Raw genomic sequence first — 15,872 nt, forward strand, 5'->3', positions numbered from 1 at the left:
GGCCGGCGGCGTGGATTCGTTTATACCGCCGGCAGGCTGGACAGGTCCCAGCGCGGCTTGATGGTGAAGCCGCCGGCCGGCTCGGCGTATTTGACGCGCATCGCGCCGGCGAAGGCGATCATCGCGCCGTTGTCGGTGCACAGCGCCAATGGCGGATAGAACACCTCGAAACGCTTGCGGGCGGCGGCCTCGTCGAGCGCGGCGCGCAGCTGCTTGTTGGCGCCGACGCCGCCGGCCACCACCAGGCGCTTCATGCCGGCCTGCTTCATCGCCGCCAGCGATTTTCTGACCAGCACTTCGACGATGGCTTCCTGGAAGGCGCGGCAGATGTCCATCCGCGTCTGCTCGTCCAGCTCGCCCTGCGCGGACTCCTGCTGGCGCACCAGCGTCAGCACCGCGGTCTTCAGGCCGGAGAAACTCATGTCCAGATTGCCGGAATGCAGCATCGGCCGCGGCAAGGCGAAGCGGTCCGGGTCGCCGGATTCGGCCAGGCGGGACAGCAGCGGGCCGCCGGGATAGGGCAGGCCCAGCAGTTTGGCGGTCTTGTCGAAGGCCTCGCCGGCGGCGTCGTCCACCGTCTCGCCGAGGATTTCGTAGTCGCCGACGCCGCGCACCGCCATCAGTTGCGTGTGGCCGCCGGAAACCAGCAGCGCCAGGAAGGGGAAGGCCGGCTTCGGATCGGCCAGCAGCGGCGACAGCAGATGGCCTTCCAGGTGGTGGACCGGGATCACCGGGATGCCGAGGCCGAAGGCCAGCGCGTTGGCCATGCTGGCGCCGACCATCAGCGCGCCGCCGAGGCCGGGGCCCTGGGTGTAGGCGACGGCGTCCAGATCGGCCAGCGTCTTGCCGGCTTCACGCAGGCAGGCCTCGGTCAGCGGGATGGCGCGGCGGATGTGGTCGCGGCTGGCCAGCTCGGGGACCACGCCGCCGTACTCGGCGTGCATCGCCATTTGAGTATGCAGCTGATGGGCCAGCAGGCCGCCGTCGGTGTCGTACAGCGCGACGCCGGTTTCGTCGCAGGAGGATTCAATGCCAAGTACCAGCATGGGTGCAGCTCGGATATAACGGGACAATCTTTCTATTCTACCGGTGAATCTTTGTCGGCCCAAATCGGCGGTGTTAGTCTGATGGCCATTTTCGATCAAAAAGGGGGGCGGGACGATGCAGGCGAGGCTGAAATGGGTGGACGGCGTGTGTTTCATCGGCGAAAGCGGCAGCGGCCACGCGGTGGTGATGGACGGCGCGCCCGAGGGCGGCGGCCGCAACCTGGGGCCGCGGCCGATGGAGCTGGTGCTGTTGGGCACCGCCGGCTGCACCAGTTACGACGTGATCAACATCCTGAAGAAATCGCGCCAGGACGTCCGCGACTGCCGGGTGGAAATCGAGGCCGACCGCGCCGACGCCGATCCCAAGGTGTTCACCCGCATCCATTTCCATTTCGTCGTCAGCGGCCGGGCGCTGAAGCCGGACGCGGTGGAGCGGGCGATCAAGCTGTCGGCCGAGAAATACTGTTCGGCGTCCATCATGCTGGGCAAGACCGCCGACATCACGCACGATTTCGAGCTGCGCGAGGACTGATTCAGTCGGGCCGCCCGCTTGTCGAGCGGTCCAGCAGCCCGCGACGGCTGGCGGTGCCGTCGCGGCGTACCTTGGCCTGCAGCTGCATCAGGCCGTACAGCAGCGCCTCCGCGGTGGGCGGGCAGCCGGGCACGTAGACGTCCACTGGCACGATGCGGTCGCAGCCGCGCACCACCGAGTAGCTGTAATGGTAGTAGCCGCCGCCGTTGGCGCAGGAGCCCATCGACAGCACGTAGCGCGGCTCGGACATCTGGTCGTAGATCTTGCGCATCGCCGGCGCCATCTTGTTGCTCAGCGTGCCGGCCACGATCATCAGGTCGGCCTGGCGCGGCGTGGCGCGCGGTATCCAGCCGAAGCGGTCCATGTCGTAGCGCGCCGCCGCCGCGTGCATCATTTCCACCGCGCAGCAGGCGAGGCCGAACGACAGATACCACAGGCTGCTTGCCTGCGCGCGGCCGAACAGGCCGTCCAGGGTGGTCAGCAGGAATCCGTTTTTTTCCAGCGAGGGGTGGTCCATCGGCGTTCTCCGTCAGGCAACGGTCCGATGCTGCGCTTCCGATCAAACGGCGTCTTGTACCGAGACGTCATCAGCCAAGGCCGGGCAGCAGGGCTTCGAGGTCGGCGCTTACGCTGCCCATCACCAGCCGCCTTTCGTCCGAGCCGTAACGCATCAGATCCAGTTCGGATCCGCCCGAGGCGCGGATGCCCTGCGCGAATTCGCGCGGCGTGTAGCCGGACAGCAGCTTGAAGTCGCGGCTCAGGTGGGCCTGGTCGAAATAGCCGCAATCGAGCGCCAGGCCGGCCAGGGAGTTTCCGCCGTTCAGGATCATCCCGCCCATCGCATTCATGAAGCGGGCCATGCGGCGCATGTCGCGCAGGGTCTGGCCATAGCGGGCGAGGAAGCGCCGCTCGAATTGGCGCATGCTCAGGCCCGACCGTTCCGCCAGGGTCCGGCCATCCAGAAACAGCGCCGCCGCCGGCAGCCGCCAGTCATCCAGGCCGCCGGCGGCCTCCCGCCGGGCCAGCCGGGTCCGCATCCATTCGGACAAGGCTTCCGTCCATCGCAGCGGACCGTCGCGCAGGCGCAGGCTGTCGAACAGGCTTTCCTCTTCCTCTCGACCGATCAGCGCCTCGAGCGGCCAGATCCTATCGGTCAGCTGATGGCTGGCGACGCCGAACAGCGTCTGCAGGCGGCCGATGCGCAATGGCGCGCTGATGAACACCGTTTCCGGTTCGATATGCAGGCGCACCGGCCGGGACAGCGCGCCGACGGCGAAACTGCGCGGCGAAGCCATGCGCTCCCCGTCGCGCTCCGAGAGGGTATGGCCGCGCAACAGCGCGCCGACATAGGGAAAGGGCATGGCGGGCATCAGCAGCTCGCCGCCGTCTGCGCGCTCGATGTGGAAGTAGCGGACGATGTCGGCGAGCAGCGGGGATGGAGGCAGGATCAGGCGGCTCATGACAGGCGATGATAGGAGAAGCCGGCGTTCGATGCCACCGACATGGCAATTGTCGGCGGCTTTTGCAAAGGGGCAGCTAAGCAAATCGCCAGTCCTTCTTTATGCCTTGTGGATATCGGGTGTAGCATGGGGACACGAACACAAAGACAGAAGAGGCAGAGACATGAAGCGAACCTTGTTGGTGATGGCGCTGGCGCTGGCCGGCCTGATGCCGATCGCGCATGCGGACGTCAGCGACGGCCACGCCTTGCCGCCGGGCATCAGCTGGCAGCAGGGCGACGTGCCGGCGGCGTTCGCCCGCGCGAAGGCGGAGAACAAACCGGTCTTCCTGTACTGGGGCGCGGTATGGTGCCCGCCGTGCAACCAGGTGAAGTCCACCATCTTCAACCGTCCGGACTTCATCGCGGCCACCCGCCAGTTCGTCCCGGTGTATCTGGACGGCGACAGCGACAATGCGCAGCAGCTGGGCGAGAAGTTCAAGGTGCGCGGCTATCCGACAATGATATTGTTCCGTCCGGACGGCGCCGAGATCACCCGCCTGCCGGGCGAGGTCGATCCGCAGCGCTATCTGCGCACGCTGCAGCTGGGCCTGACGGCGGTGAAGCCGGTGAAGGCCTTGTTGTCCGACGCGCTGGCCGGCAAGAGGCTGGCGACGGCCGACTGGCAGTTGCTGGCCGATTACGCCTGGGACGTGGACCAGGGGCAGATCATTCCCGAGGCCGAGGTGACGGCGACGCTGGTCCGCCTGGCGCAGCGGGTGCCCGCCGAGCCGGCGGCCGTCGCGACCCGGCTGCAGCTGAAGGCGCTGGCCGCGCTGGCCGGGGAGAAGCAGGCGCCGGCCTTCGACCGGGGCCAGGCTCGCGGCCGGCTGCTGCAAGTCTTGGCCGACGACGGGCTGAGCCGCGCCAACGCCGACATCGTCATCTATTCCGCCGGCGACGCGCTGAAGCTGTTCGGCGACGACGCGGCGCTGCGGCAGGCTTTCGACGTCCAGCTGAACAAGCTGGAGGCCGATCCCAGCCTGTCCTGGAGCGACAGGCTGGGCGCGACGTCGGCGCTGCTGTCGCTGTACAGGCAGCAGCATCCGAAGCAGCCGCTGCCGGCCGCGCTGGTGGCCGACGTGAAGGCCAGGACGGCTGAGGCCGACAAGGCCAGCGCCAATCCCTACCAGCGCCAGGCGGTGATCACCGCCGCCGGCGAGCTGCTGGCCGACGCCGGCCTGCTGGACGAGTCGGACAAGTTGCTGCAGGGCGAGCTGAAGACCTCGCACGCGCCGTACTACCACATGCTGATCCTGGCCTCCAACGCCAAGGAGCGCGGCGACAAGGCGGCCGCGCTCGACTGGTACCAGAAGGCCTACCAGGCGGCCGAAGGGCAGGCGACGCGGCTGCAGTGGGGCGCCAGCTATGTCGGCGGCGCGGTGGAACTGGCGCCGCAGGACGCGGCCCGCATCGAGGCGGCGGCCAGCGCGGTGTTCGCCGACGCGGCCAAGTCGGACAGCGCCTTCTACGAACGCAGCCGCCGCTCGCTGGAGAAGGTGGCCGCCCGGCTGAAGGCCTGGAACCAGGACGGCAAGCACGCCGACGCCGTCGGCAGGCTGGCCGGCCAGCTGGACGGCGTCTGCGGCAAGCTGCCGGCCGGCGACGCGCAGAAGCCGGTGTGCGACAAGCTGGTCAGCACCATCCGCTCCTGAGCGGCCGTCGTCGGCCTCTGCCACGGCCCGCCGGCTCAAGCCGGCGGGCTTTTTCACGGGCTCAGAGTTGAGCGACCGGACGGGGCGCGGACGGAGCGGCCAGCAGCTCGGCCAGTTCGGCGTTGACGCGGGCGAGCACCGCTTCGCGGGCGCTGGCGATGAAGAAATGGCCGCCGTCGAACCAGTGGACGCGGGACGGACCCGTCGTTTCCCGCTGCCAGCCCTCGGTCTGCTCCGGCAGACGCTGGCGATCGTCGCGTCCGGCCAGCACGGTGGTCGGCATCGCCAGCGGCGCGCCGGCCTCGTAGCGGTAGGTTTCGACCAGCTGGAAGTCGTCGCGCAGCGACGGCAGCAGCAATTCCATCATTTCCCGGTTGGCCAGGATTTCCGCCGGCGTGCCATTGTAATCGCGCAGCGCCGCGATGAAGCCGGCGTCGTCCATCCGGTGCAGGCCGCGCGGGGGCTGGCGGTGCTGCGGCGCGTCGCAGCCGGACACGATGAGCCGCCGCGGCTGCGGCCGGCCCAGCGCCTGCAGCCGCCGCGCCAGCTCGAAGGCGATCAGCCCGCCCATGCTGTGGCCGAAGAAGGCGAACGGAACGGCGCCGTCCAGCGGCAGCTCGCGGACCAGGGCCTCGATCAGCGGCGGCAGCGCCTTGAAGCCGGGGTCGCGGAAGCGGGCGCCGCGGCCGGGCAGCTGTACCGCGCAGATTTCGACGTCCGGATGCAGCTTGCCCTGCCAGGGGGTGTAGATTCCGGCGTGGCCGCCGGCGTACGGAAAGCAGTACAGCCGCAGTCGGGGGCGCGGGCCGCCGCCGTGGCGCAGTATCCAGGGGGTGGGGTGGTGCATGGCTTCAATCTCCGGTTTGCAGGGAATGGACGGGGCGGTCGCCGCCGGTCTTCTCGGGCGCGCCTATGCCGCGCAGCCGCGCGCTGGACAGCGCGAGCACGGCGACGGCCATCAGCGCCAGGCCGGCGCCGGCGTACAGGCCGCGCACCGGCGACGACGCCAGGATCAGCCCGGCCAGGGTGGTCGACAGCGGCGTCACCGCCGCCATCATGAACATCAGGAAACTCATCACGCGGCCGCGCATGTCCGGCGGGATGCGCGACTGTATCCAGGCCATCAGCCTGACCTGGACCAGGCCGCCGAGCAGGCCGATCAGGCACATCATCGCCGAGCTGGCGACGAAGTCGCCCGACAGCCCCAGGCCTATGATCAGCGCGCCCATCAGGCCGTCGACGCAGAACACCATCAGGCCCAGCCTGCCCAGCGCCCTGGCCGGCAGAGCGGCGAGCAGGGCCATGCCCAGCAGGCTGCCGGCGGCCTGCGACGACAACAGCGTGCCGAAGTAGGCGGCGTCCAGCCGCAACGCGTCCCTGACCAGCAGCGGCAGCCCGATCTGGATCGGGCCGGCGGTCAGGAAGGCGATCGCCGCCCAGTAGAAGAACAGTGCGCGCAGCGTGGCGTCGCCCCAGGTCCAGACGGCGCCGCGGCCTATCGAACGCAGGATGCCGGCGGCCGACTGGCGGGGCGCGGCGTCGACGGTCCGGCCGGCCGGCAGCCGGGTCAACAGCAGGCTGCCGGCGAGGAAGCAGGCGGCGCCGAGCAGGAAGGCCAGGCTGAGGCCGCCGCCGGCGCGGAGGCCGGGCAGCGCGATCAGCGCGCCGGCCAGCGCCGGTCCGGCCAGCAGCGTCAGCTGGTTGACGGCCATGAAGCAGGAATTGGCCTGCTGCAGCTGGGCCTCGGGCACGGTGTTCGGCAGCAGCGCGGCGGCCGACGGGCCGGTGAAGGCGGCGATGACGCCCATGGCCGCGGCGAACGGATACAGCAGCGCCAGCGGCAGGCCGCCGCCGAGTTGGGCCAGGCCCAGCGCGGCCAGCAGCGCGGTGCAGCACAGCAGCGAGCACTGGAACACCCGGCGCGGCGAGTGGCGGTCGGCGACGGCGCCGCCGACGATGATGAAGACGGCGCGCGGCAGCTCCATCGCGGTGACGACGAGGCCCAGGGCCAGGCCGTCGCCGCCCAGCCCCAGCACCAGCCAGGGCAGGGCGATCAGCGCCGTCTGCTGGCCCAGTATCGAGCAGAACCAGGCGGCGGACAGCCAGAGGAAGCGGCGGTCGCGCCATAGCGCGAGCCGGTCGGGGCGGAGAGCGGATTCGGTGTTGGGCATCGGTATCGGTCTGTTGATCGCAGGATGCCGCGCCGCGGCCGTCGGGCCGCGGCGCGACGGGTCGTCAGATGGCGGACGCGGCGCAAGCCAGGCTGTCCGCCAGGCCGGCGACATGCGGCTCCTTCAGCATGTCGGCGTGCCCGCCGGCGGCCTGGAACACCCGGACCGGGCCGCCGGCGTAGCCGGACCAGCCGAGGTCGGGACGTCCTGCCCGGGGCGAGGCGACCCAGACGCCGACCGGGCAGGGCACCGGCCCCGGCGCATGGCTGCGCAGGCTGGTGAGATTGGCGCGGTAGACGTCGAACATCGCTTCGATGCGGCGCGGGCCCAGGCCCTGCGGGAACAGGCCGGAGGCCAGCACCCGCTCGGCCAGCAGCGCGAAGCGGCCGGCGCGGTCCAGTGGTCGCAGCTCGTCCTCGGAGACGGCGATGGGCTTGCCGGTGGCGATCTCGACGGTGCGCGCCATATAGTGCATCAGCCCGGCCTCGTCCCGCGGCAGGCTTTGCAGGAAGGCGGCATCCGGATCGGGCGCGCCGTCCAGCGCGGCCAGCAGCCTGATGTCGGCGCCGGCCTCGTGCAGCCGGCGCGCCAGTTCGGCGGCGACGGCGGCGCCGAAGGAATGGCCGGCGACGAGCATCGGCCCCGGCAGGCCGGCCGCGAGCACCGCGCCGGCGTACCGTTCCGCCATCGCCGCCACCGTCTCGTCGGCCGGCACCGCCGGATCGAGGCCGGCCGCCTGCAGGCCGTAGACGCGCCAGCCCGCCGGCAGCTTCTCCGCCAGTTGCCGGTAGCCGATGATCTGGCCGGAGCCGTCGTGCACCAGCAGCAGCGTGAAATCGGCGCCGTCCGGCCGTATCGGCACCAGCACCGACGGCTCGGCGTCGGCCTGGCCGGCGGCCACCACGGGCGCCAGTTCGGCGACGGTGCCGGCGGTGAACAGCGCGGCCAGCGGCAGCGTCGCGCCCAGCTCGGCCTCGATGCGGGACAGCAGCTGCAATGTCAGCAGCGAATGGCCGCCCATATCGAAGAAACCGTCGTCCAGGCCGACGCGTTCCAGGCCCAGCGTCTCGGCGAACAGCGCCGCCAGCTTCTCCTCCAGCGCGTTGCGCGGCGCGCGGTAGGCGCGGACGGCCGGTTCCGGCGCCGGCAGCGCGCCGCGGTCCAGCTTGCCGTTCGGCGTCAAGGGCAGCGCGTCCAGCGTCACCCAGGCCGTCGGCACCATGTATTCCGGCAGCCGATCGGCCAGCGCGCGGCGCAAGTCCGCCGGCGCCGGTTCTCCGTCGGTCGGCACCAGGTAGCCGACCAGCCGCGCGGCGCCGGGCGCGTCCTCCCGCAGCGCCACCGCGGCCTCGGCGACGCCGGGCTGCTCGGCCAGCGCCGCCTCGATCTCGCCGATCTCGATGCGGAAGCCGCGCAGCTTCAGCTGGCCGTCGTCGCGGCCCAGATATTCGATGCGGCCGTCCGGCAGCCAGCGCGCGCGGTCGCCGCTGCGGTACATGCGCTCGCCGTCGCCGAAGGGGCTGCAGACGAAGCGCTCGGCGCTCAGCCGCGGCCGGCGCAGATAGCCGCGCGCGACGCCGGGGCCGGCGATGCAGAGCTCGCCGGCCAGGCCGACCGGCGCCGGCCGGCCCGCCTCGTCGACGATGTAGACCCGGTAGCCGGGCACGGCGCGGCCGATGTCTATCGTCTGGCCGTCGCCGGCGGCGATCTCGCCCGCCGTGCTCCAGACGGCGGCCTCGGTCGGGCCGTATTCGTTGAAGAAGCGCCGCGGCGTGCCGGCGACCAGGTCGCGCGGCGACACCGCCTCGCCGCCGAACAGCACGGCGCGCAGCGAGGCGCCCCAGCCGGCCGGCTGCGCCTGGGCCACCGTACGATACAGCGACGGCACGCTGAGCCAGACCTCGGCCCGCTCGCGCTCGACCAGGCCTGCCAGGTAGCCGGGTTCCAGCTGGCCGCCGGCGCGGCTGACGATCAGCCGTCCGCCGCTGGCCAGCGACCAGAACAGCAGCGCCACCGAGCTGTCGAAGGCGAACGACGGCAGCAGCAGGAAGGCGGTGCCCGGACGCGACAGCTCGGCCGGATAGAAGGCGAAGCGGGCCATCGTCGACGCGTGAAGATTGTCGTGCTGGACCAGCACGCCCTTTGGCTGGCCGGTGGAGCCGGAGGTGTAGATCACATAGGCCGGATGGCGCGGCAGCAGCGGGGCGACGCGTTCGTGGTCGGCGAGCTCGCCGTCCGGCAGCGCGGCCAGTTCCGCTTGCAGCAGGGCGTCGTCCAGGTCCAGCCGCAGGGCGCCGGGCGGCAGCGCCGCGTCCGAGCGGCTCAGCACGCAGCGCGGCGCGGCGTCGTCCAGCATGTAGGCGAGGCGGGCCGGCGGGTAGTCCAGGTCCAGCGGCAGATAGGCGGCGCCGGCCTTCAGCGCCGCCAGCAGCGCCACCACCGTCTCGGCCGAGCGCGGCAGCGCGACGGCGACGATGTCCTCGGGGCCGACGCCCAGCGCGATCAGCCGGCGCGCCAGCCGGTTGGCGCGGCGGTTCAGCTCGCCGTGGCTGAGGCTGCCCTTGTCGTCGACGACGGCCGTCGTGTCCGGTGCGTCCGCGGCGCGGGCCGCGATCAGCGGCAGCAGCGTCGCCGGCGCCGGCGTCGCGCCGGCGTCGTTCCAGCCGACGACGAGCTGGCGGCGCTCGTCGTCGGCCAGCAGGTCCAGCCGCGGCAGCGGCAGCTCGGGGCGGTCGGCCATGCCCAGCAGCAGCCGCTTCAGCCGCGCGGCCAGCCGTTCGGCGCCGGCCGGCTCGAACAGGTCCAGATCGTATTCCAGCATCGCCTGCAGGCCGCCGTCGCGCTCGTGCAGCGTCAGCGTCAGGTCGAAGCGCGGCGAGGTGTCGTCGCTGGACAGCGCCTCCAGCTCCAGGCCCGGCAGCCGCAGCGCGTCCAGCGGCGCGTTCTGCAGCACCAGCATGGTCTGGAACAGCGGATTGCGCGACAAGGAGCGCTCGAGCTTCAGCGAGTCGACTATGGTCTCGAACGGCATGTCCTGCAGTTCGTACGCTTCCAGCACGGTGTCGCGCACGCGGGCCAGCAGCCGCAGCGCGTCCGGATCGTCGGCGAGGTCCACGCGCAGCGCCAGCGTGTTGACGAAGCAGCCTATCAGGCCTTCGAGGTCGACGTGGTTGCGGTTGGCTATCGGGCTGCCGACCACCAGCTCCTTCTGGCCGCTGTAGCGCGACAGCAGCGCCGCGTAGCCGGCCAGCAGCACCATGAACAGCGTGCAGCCGGCGCGATCGGCCAGCCGGCGCAGGCTGTCGGTTTCGGCGCGGTCGAAGCCGAAGCGGGCGATGCGCCCGCGGCGCGGGCCGGCGCCCCGGCGCGGCTTGTCGCCCAACAGGTCCAGCGCGGCGGGCGCGCCGGCCAGCCGGGCCTGCCAGCGCCGCAGCAGCGTGTCGAAGCGTTCGCCGGCCAGCGTCTGCCGCTGCCAATGGGCGAAGTCGCCGTACTGTATCGCCAGCGCCGGCAAGCTGGGCCGCCGGCCTTCGAGCGCGGCGGCGTACAGCTCGCCGAACTCCCGCACCAGCACGCCGAAGGACCAGCCGTCGGACAGCGAGTGGTGCATCGCGATCAGCAGCGCGGCGTCGTCCGGGCCGATGTCCAGCAAAGCGAAGCGCAGCGGCGGCGCGGCCTCCAGGTCGAATTTCGGCCGGGCGAAGGCCTCGGCGGCGCGGGCCAGCGCCGCTTCGACGCCGTCGGCGGCATCCAGCGTCAGCCGCTGAAGGGCGGGGCCGTCGCCGGTCTCGACGATCTGCCGCAATTCGCCGTCGTGCAAGGCGAAGCGGGTGCGCAGCGATTCGTGGCGGCGGACGAGGCCGGCCAGCGCGGCGCGCAGCGCCTCCCGGTCCAGGCGGCCCCGCAGCCTCAGGCCCTGGGCGATGTTGTAGATGCCGACGCCGCTCTGGTCCAGCCGCTCCAGGAACCAGAAGCGCTGCTGGGCGAACGACGACGGCAGCGGCCGGCTGCGGTCGGCCGGCGGGATGCGCCGCTCAGTCGCGGCCGCCGGCTTGTCCTCCAGATCGGCCCGCTCGGCCAGCGCGGCGGCGAATTCGGCCACCGTCGGATGTTCGAACAGCGTGCGCAGCGGCAGCTCGACGCCGAAGTCGGCGCGCAGCCGCGACATCACCTGGGTGGCCAGCAGCGAGTGGCCGCCGGCCTCGAAGAAGTTCTGCTCGCGCGAGAGCCCGGCGACGCCGAGCACCTCGCCCCAGATCCGCGCCACTTCGCGTTCGGCGCCGGTCTGCGGCGGCGTGCCGGCCCCGCCGCCGCGCCGCTCGGCCTGGCTGGGCTCGGGCAGCGCGCGCCAGTCCAGCTTGCCGCTGTTGTTCAGCGGCAGCTTGTCCAGCAGCACGAAGGCGGCCGGCAGCATGTATTCCGGCAGCCTGGCCGCCAGGTGGCGGCGCAGCTCCGGCCCCAGCGTGTCGCGGGGCTGGCTCTGCGCCGGCGTGTTGAAGCAGCCGGCGACGTCGCCGTCGTCGTCGGCGATCCGTTCCAGCGCCAGCGGCGGCAGCGTCGCCTCGGTGCCGGCCAGCGCCAGGTCGAAGCGGCCGTCGGCGGCGTTCTCGCTCCAGCTGATGCGGGCCGCGAGGCTTGCGGCCCCGGCCTCGGCCAGCAGCTCGGCCGGGTCGGCGGCATCCGGCGCCGCGTCGGCGAGCCAAGGCTGGCAGGCGGCGTCGGCGTCGCCGGCCTCGTCGCGGTCCAGCCAGGAGAGGAAGCGGTTGACCGCGGCGGCACGGCGGTTGGCCAGCCCGGTCCACAGGCCGGTTCGGGATGCCGACAGCGGGCGCGGCGGCGGCGCGGTCTCCGGCCGGGCGGCGGGGTCGACGCAGGCCTTGCCCTTGCTCAGCACCACGTCGTAGCGGTAGGTGGTCAGCTCGCAGTCGCCGCCGTCCTCCTTCAGGCGGATGTCGACGGCGCCGATGTCGCCGCGGCTCAGCGCCAGCCGGCGGAACAGCGCCGGGTCGACCAGCAATTCCTTTTCCTCGGCGATCAGCGCGTCCAGCTCGCGGCGCAAGCCGGCGCGGGTGGCCTCGGGCATGCCGGGCAGCCGGTGCAGCAGGCGGCTGGCCTGGAAGTGGCGCAAGAGGCCGAGGTGGCGCAGGTCGCCCAGCAGCAGCCGGCCGCCGGGGGCGAGCCGCGCCAGCGCCTGGTCGACCACCGCCAGGAAGTAGTCGGCGTCCGGGAAGTATTGCGCGACCGAGTTGACGATCACGGTGTCGAAGTCGGTCGGCAGACCATCCAGATCGCGGGCCTCGCGCCGCTCCAGCACCACGTGCTCCAGGCCGCGGGCGGCGACGGTGCGGCCCAGCCGCTCCAGCGCGCGTTCGGAGAAGTCCAGGCCGTGGTAATGCTCGGTCTCGGGCGCGATGGCCAGCAGCAGCATGCCGCTGCCGCTGCCTATCTCCAGCACGCGCCGCGGCCGCAGCGCGCGGATGCGGGCCAGGATCTCGTCGCGCCAGCGCCGCATGTGTTCGGCCGGAATCGGCGCGTTGTCGTAGGAATCGGTCCAGCCGACCAGGTCCAGATCGGCGTCGTCGGCCGCCGCGTCCTCGTAGATCATGTCGAAGGCCGGCAGCCAGCCGCCGGCGTCGCCGGCCGCCGCCAGACCGGGGCGCTTGGCGACATAGGCGATCAAGCGCGCCTGCTCGCCTTCGCCGCGCACGACGACGGCTGCCTCGGCGACGGCCGGATGCTCGCTGAGCAGCGCCTGTATCTCGGCGGTCTCGATGCGGAAGCCGCGCAGCTTGACCTGCTGGTCGGCCCGGCCGCGGTATTCCAGATCGCCGCGCGGGGTGACGCGGGCCAGGTCGCCGCTGCGGTAGAAGCGGAGGCCGCTGTCCAGATGCGGGTCGGCGATGAAGCGCTGCGCGGTCAGCTCGGGCTGATTGACATAGCCCAGCGTGACGCCGTCGCCGCCGACATGGATCTCGCCGACCATGCCGGGCGGCACCGGCTGTTGCAGCGGGTCCAGCAGCCGTATGCACAGGTCCGGCAGCGCTTCGCCTATCACGCTGCCCAGCTTGCGTTTGACCTCGGCCAGGCCGATGCGGCGGAAGGTGACGTGGACGGTGGTCTCGGTGATGCCGTACATATTGATCAGCTGCGGATAGTCGTCGCCGTGGCGGTCCAGCCAGCTCTCCAGGCTGCTCAGGTCCAGCGCCTCTCCGCCGAAGACGACGTAGCGCAGCGCCAGATCGCCCTCGCGAGGATTCAGCTCCTCGGCCGCCATCAGCTGGCGGAAGGCCGACGGCGTCTGGTTCAGCACCGTCACCTTTTCGTCGCACAACAGCTGGTAGAAGGCGTCGGACGAGCGGGCCAGCAGCGGCGGCACGATCAGCAGCGCGCCGCCGTGGGCCAGCGCGCCCCAGATCTCCCAGACCGAGAAATCGAAGGCGTAGGAGTGGAACAGCGTCCACACGTCGCGTGGGCCGAAATCGAACAGGCCGGCGCTGGCGGCGAACAGCCGCGCGGCGTTGCGGTGGCTGACGGCGACGCCCTTGGGCCGGCCGGTGGAGCCGGAGGTGTAGATGATGTAGGCCAGGCCGTCCGGCGCATCATGCGCCGGCAGCTCGACAGCCGGCACGGCGCCGCCGTCGTCCAGCGTCAGCGTCGCGCCGGAAAACGGCGGCAGCGACGGCGCCAGCGCGACGGTGGAAAGCACGGCCCGCACGCCGCTGTCGTCCAGGATGTAGCGTATGCGGTCGGCCGGATAGGCCGGGTCCATCGGCACATAGCCGGCGCCGGCCTTCAGCACCGCCAGCACGCCGACCAGCATCTCGAACGACGGCGTCAGCCACAGGCCGACCGGTTCGCCGGGGCGGACGCCGGCGGCGATCAGCCGCCGCGCGGCATCGTCGGCCAGGCGGTCCAGCTCGCCGTAGCGCATCGTCCGGCCTTCGCAGCGCAGCGCGACGGCATCGGGCTGTTCGGCGGCCTGCCGCGCGAAGGCGCGGTGCACCGGCTCGCAGTCGGCGGCGGCCGGACGCAGCGGCAGCGCCAGCAGCGACCGGGCCTGTTCGGCCGTCATCAGCGGCAGCGCGGCCAGCGGCGCGTCGGGGGTCCGGCCGGCGCCGTCCAGCAATATCGTCAGCTGTCCGGCCATCCGCTCCACCGACACACGCTCGAACAGCGCGGTGTTGTAGCTGAACGCGCCGGACAGGCCGTCGTCGGTCTCGCGCATGAACAGCTCGAGGTCGAAGCGGGCCGCCTCCTGGCTCAGCACCGGCGTCAGCCGCAGTCCGTCGAGAGACGGCGGCGCGGCCGGGATGTTCAGCAGCGTGAACGCCACCTGGAACAGCGGGTTGCGGCTGGGGTCGCGGGCCTCCAATTCCAGCGCGTTGACCAGTCTGTCGTACGGCACAGACGCGTGCTCGACGGCGTCGCGTATCGTCTCCGACTGCCGGCGGACGAGCTCGCGGAAGCTGTCGTCGGCGCCGATTTCGGCGCGTATCACCAGCATATTGGCGAAGAAGCCGATCAGCGGCTCGGTTTCCACCTGTTCGCGGCCGGCCAGCGAGGTGCCGATGGCCAGGTCGTCCTGGCGCGCGTGGCGGGCCAGCAGCGCCTGGAAGGCCGACAGCAGCAGGCAGAACAGCGTGGTGCGCTCGGCCGAGGCCAGCCGGCGCAGCCGGTCGGCGCTGACGGCGTCTATGGCGAAGCCGACGGTGGCGCCGTCGAAGGTCTGCACCGGCGGACGCGGCTTGTCGGTCGGCAGCTCCAGCACGGGCAGGCCGGCGAGCTGGTCTTTCCAGTAGGCCAGATCGGCGTCCCAGCGCAGCTGCTGGCCGGACTCGCGCTGCCAGCGCGCGTAGTCCAGATACTGTATCGGCAGTTCCGGCAGCGCCGGTTCGCGGCCGCGGCTCAGCGCGGCGTAGGCCTGGGCGACTTCGCCCATCAGCACCGCCAGCGACCAGGCGTCGCCGACGATGTGGTGCAGCGTCAGCACGACGGCGTGCTCGTCGGCCGAGAACCGCACCAGCGCGATGCGCAGCGGCCGGCCGGCGGCGAGGTCGAAGCCGTGCGCGCTCTCGCGGCGGGCCAGCGCCTCCAGCTGCGCGGCGGCGGCCTCGGGGGCCAGGTCCGACCAGTCCAGATGCTCGATGGCCGCCGGGCCGGGCGGCAGCGCGGTCTGTTCCGGCTCGCCGTCGACATTGCGGATGGCGGTGCGCAGCGAGGCGTGGCGGGCGACGACGCAGTCGAAGGCCCGTCCCAGCGCCGCCAGCTGCATCTCGCCGCTCAGGCGGAAGGCGGAGCAGATATTGTAGGCGGCGGCGCCGGCGGTGAATTCGTGCAGGAACCAAAGCCGCTGCTGCTGGAAGGACAGCGGGCCGGTGACGGCGTCGCTCTTCGGTATCCGTCCGCCGTCGGCGGCGGCGGGCGGCAGGGCGTCCAGCTCCTGTTCCAGCAGGTGGTCGAGAAGATCCAAATCGTTGTCGTTCCAGTCGCTAGCGCTCATATTCCGTGGCTTTCAATGGTGATTTGACGCTTCGGCCATATTGGCGTGGCCATGTTGCCGATTTTGAATATTTTTGTCTGTGCTGAAAAAAGTTTAATTTGTGCGGTATATTCTTTGTCAGGCTTTAGCAGTCGGTATTCTCTTGTTGGATAATACCGATTAGTAATGTTTTATTGGTTCGATAACAATTCGGCTAGCGCCGAAGTTTCTAGTCACAGCATGGAGGTGAATATGACGCAGGATGCGATCAGCGAAGCGAAATACATCGTCGTGGTGAATCACGAGGAACAATACTCGATATGGCCGGATTATCGCGAGATTCCCGCGGGCTGGCGCTCGGCGGGCGTCAGCGGCAGCGAGCAGGAGTGCCTGGACCATATCGAGAAAACCTGGACCGATATGCGGCCGCTCAGCTTGAGAAAATTCATGCAGGAAAATCAAACGGCGTCCCCTTTGGCGGATTGATCGTT

Annotated in this window: 9 protein-coding genes; 3 read left to right on the forward strand and 6 right to left on the reverse strand. The window is 71.2% G+C overall.

The window, feature by feature from the left end:
- Positions 1-20: 20 nt before the first annotated feature.
- The gene (gene tsaD / locus WNM05_RS10730) at positions 21-1,046 is read right to left on the reverse strand and encodes a tRNA (adenosine(37)-N6)-threonylcarbamoyltransferase complex transferase subunit TsaD (RefSeq protein ID WP_434634895.1); all 1,026 of its coding nucleotides are present in this window, start codon (positions 1,044-1,046) and stop codon (positions 21-23) included.
- A gap of 115 nt (positions 1,047-1,161) precedes the next feature.
- Between tsaD and WNM05_RS10735 the strand changes: the two genes are divergently transcribed.
- Positions 1,162-1,578, forward strand: a complete 417-nt coding sequence (locus WNM05_RS10735; RefSeq protein WP_434634896.1) for an OsmC family protein — start codon at positions 1,162-1,164, stop codon at positions 1,576-1,578.
- 1 nt (position 1,579) lies between these two features.
- Here WNM05_RS10735 and WNM05_RS10740 read toward each other — a convergent pair whose 3' ends face one another.
- Positions 1,580-2,095 carry a NuoB/complex I 20 kDa subunit family protein gene (locus tag WNM05_RS10740; protein ID WP_434634898.1) on the reverse strand — a complete coding sequence of 172 codons (516 nt, stop codon included), beginning with the start codon at positions 2,093-2,095 and terminating at the stop codon, positions 1,580-1,582.
- Positions 2,096-2,165: 70 nt separating this feature from the next.
- Positions 2,166-3,038 carry a helix-turn-helix domain-containing protein gene (locus tag WNM05_RS10745; RefSeq protein ID WP_434634900.1) on the reverse strand — a complete coding sequence of 291 codons (873 nt, stop codon included), beginning with the start codon at positions 3,036-3,038 and terminating at the stop codon, positions 2,166-2,168.
- 163 nt (positions 3,039-3,201) lie between these two features.
- On the opposite strand from WNM05_RS10745, the gene WNM05_RS10750 reads away from it, so the two are divergent.
- Positions 3,202-4,731, forward strand: a complete 1,530-nt coding sequence (locus WNM05_RS10750; protein WP_434634903.1) for a thioredoxin family protein — start codon at positions 3,202-3,204, stop codon at positions 4,729-4,731.
- 61 nt (positions 4,732-4,792) lie between these two features.
- Here WNM05_RS10750 and WNM05_RS10755 read toward each other — a convergent pair whose 3' ends face one another.
- The 3 genes from WNM05_RS10755 to WNM05_RS10765 form a co-directional block, all read right to left on the reverse strand.
- Positions 4,793-5,578 carry a thioesterase II family protein gene (locus WNM05_RS10755; RefSeq protein WP_434634906.1) on the reverse strand — a complete coding sequence of 262 codons (786 nt, stop codon included), beginning with the start codon at positions 5,576-5,578 and terminating at the stop codon, positions 4,793-4,795.
- A gap of 4 nt (positions 5,579-5,582) precedes the next feature.
- Complete coding sequence (locus WNM05_RS10760; RefSeq protein WP_434634909.1) at positions 5,583-6,902, reverse strand: MFS transporter; 1,320 nt, start codon at positions 6,900-6,902, stop codon at positions 5,583-5,585.
- Positions 6,903-6,966: 64 nt separating this feature from the next.
- Entirely contained in the window at positions 6,967-15,402 is an 8,436-nt protein-coding gene (locus WNM05_RS10765) for an amino acid adenylation domain-containing protein (protein WP_434634912.1), read from the reverse strand.
- Between the two features lie 231 nt (positions 15,403-15,633).
- Between WNM05_RS10765 and WNM05_RS10770 the strand changes: the two genes are divergently transcribed.
- The gene (locus WNM05_RS10770; protein ID WP_434634913.1) at positions 15,634-15,867 is read left to right on the forward strand and encodes an MbtH family protein; all 234 of its coding nucleotides are present in this window, start codon (positions 15,634-15,636) and stop codon (positions 15,865-15,867) included.
- Positions 15,868-15,872: the final 5 nt, after the last annotated feature.

Source organism: Chromobacterium sp. CV08 (genome assembly GCF_051129845.1).
In the GTDB taxonomy this organism is placed as follows: Bacteria; Pseudomonadota; Gammaproteobacteria; order Burkholderiales; family Chromobacteriaceae; genus Chromobacterium.

Bases quoted from the DNA above. Each gene is read 5' to 3' on its own strand.
- tsaD (WP_434634895.1), bottom strand. From the start codon at position 1,046: ATGCTGGTACTTGGCATTGAATCCTCCTGCGACGAAACCGGCGTCGCG.
- WNM05_RS10755 (WP_434634906.1), bottom strand. From the start codon at position 5,578: ATGCACCACCCCACCCCCTGGATACTGCGCCACGGCGGCGGCCCGCGC.
- WNM05_RS10745 (WP_434634900.1), bottom strand. From the start codon at position 3,038: ATGAGCCGCCTGATCCTGCCTCCATCCCCGCTGCTCGCCGACATCGTC.
- WNM05_RS10760 (WP_434634909.1), bottom strand. From the start codon at position 6,902: ATGCCCAACACCGAATCCGCTCTCCGCCCCGACCGGCTCGCGCTATGG.
- WNM05_RS10770 (WP_434634913.1), top strand. From the start codon at position 15,634: ATGACGCAGGATGCGATCAGCGAAGCGAAATACATCGTCGTGGTGAAT.
- WNM05_RS10740 (WP_434634898.1), bottom strand. From the start codon at position 2,095: ATGGACCACCCCTCGCTGGAAAAAAACGGATTCCTGCTGACCACCCTG.
- WNM05_RS10765 (WP_434634912.1), bottom strand. From the start codon at position 15,402: ATGAGCGCTAGCGACTGGAACGACAACGATTTGGATCTTCTCGACCAC.
- WNM05_RS10735 (WP_434634896.1), top strand. From the start codon at position 1,162: ATGCAGGCGAGGCTGAAATGGGTGGACGGCGTGTGTTTCATCGGCGAA.
- WNM05_RS10750 (WP_434634903.1), top strand. From the start codon at position 3,202: ATGAAGCGAACCTTGTTGGTGATGGCGCTGGCGCTGGCCGGCCTGATG.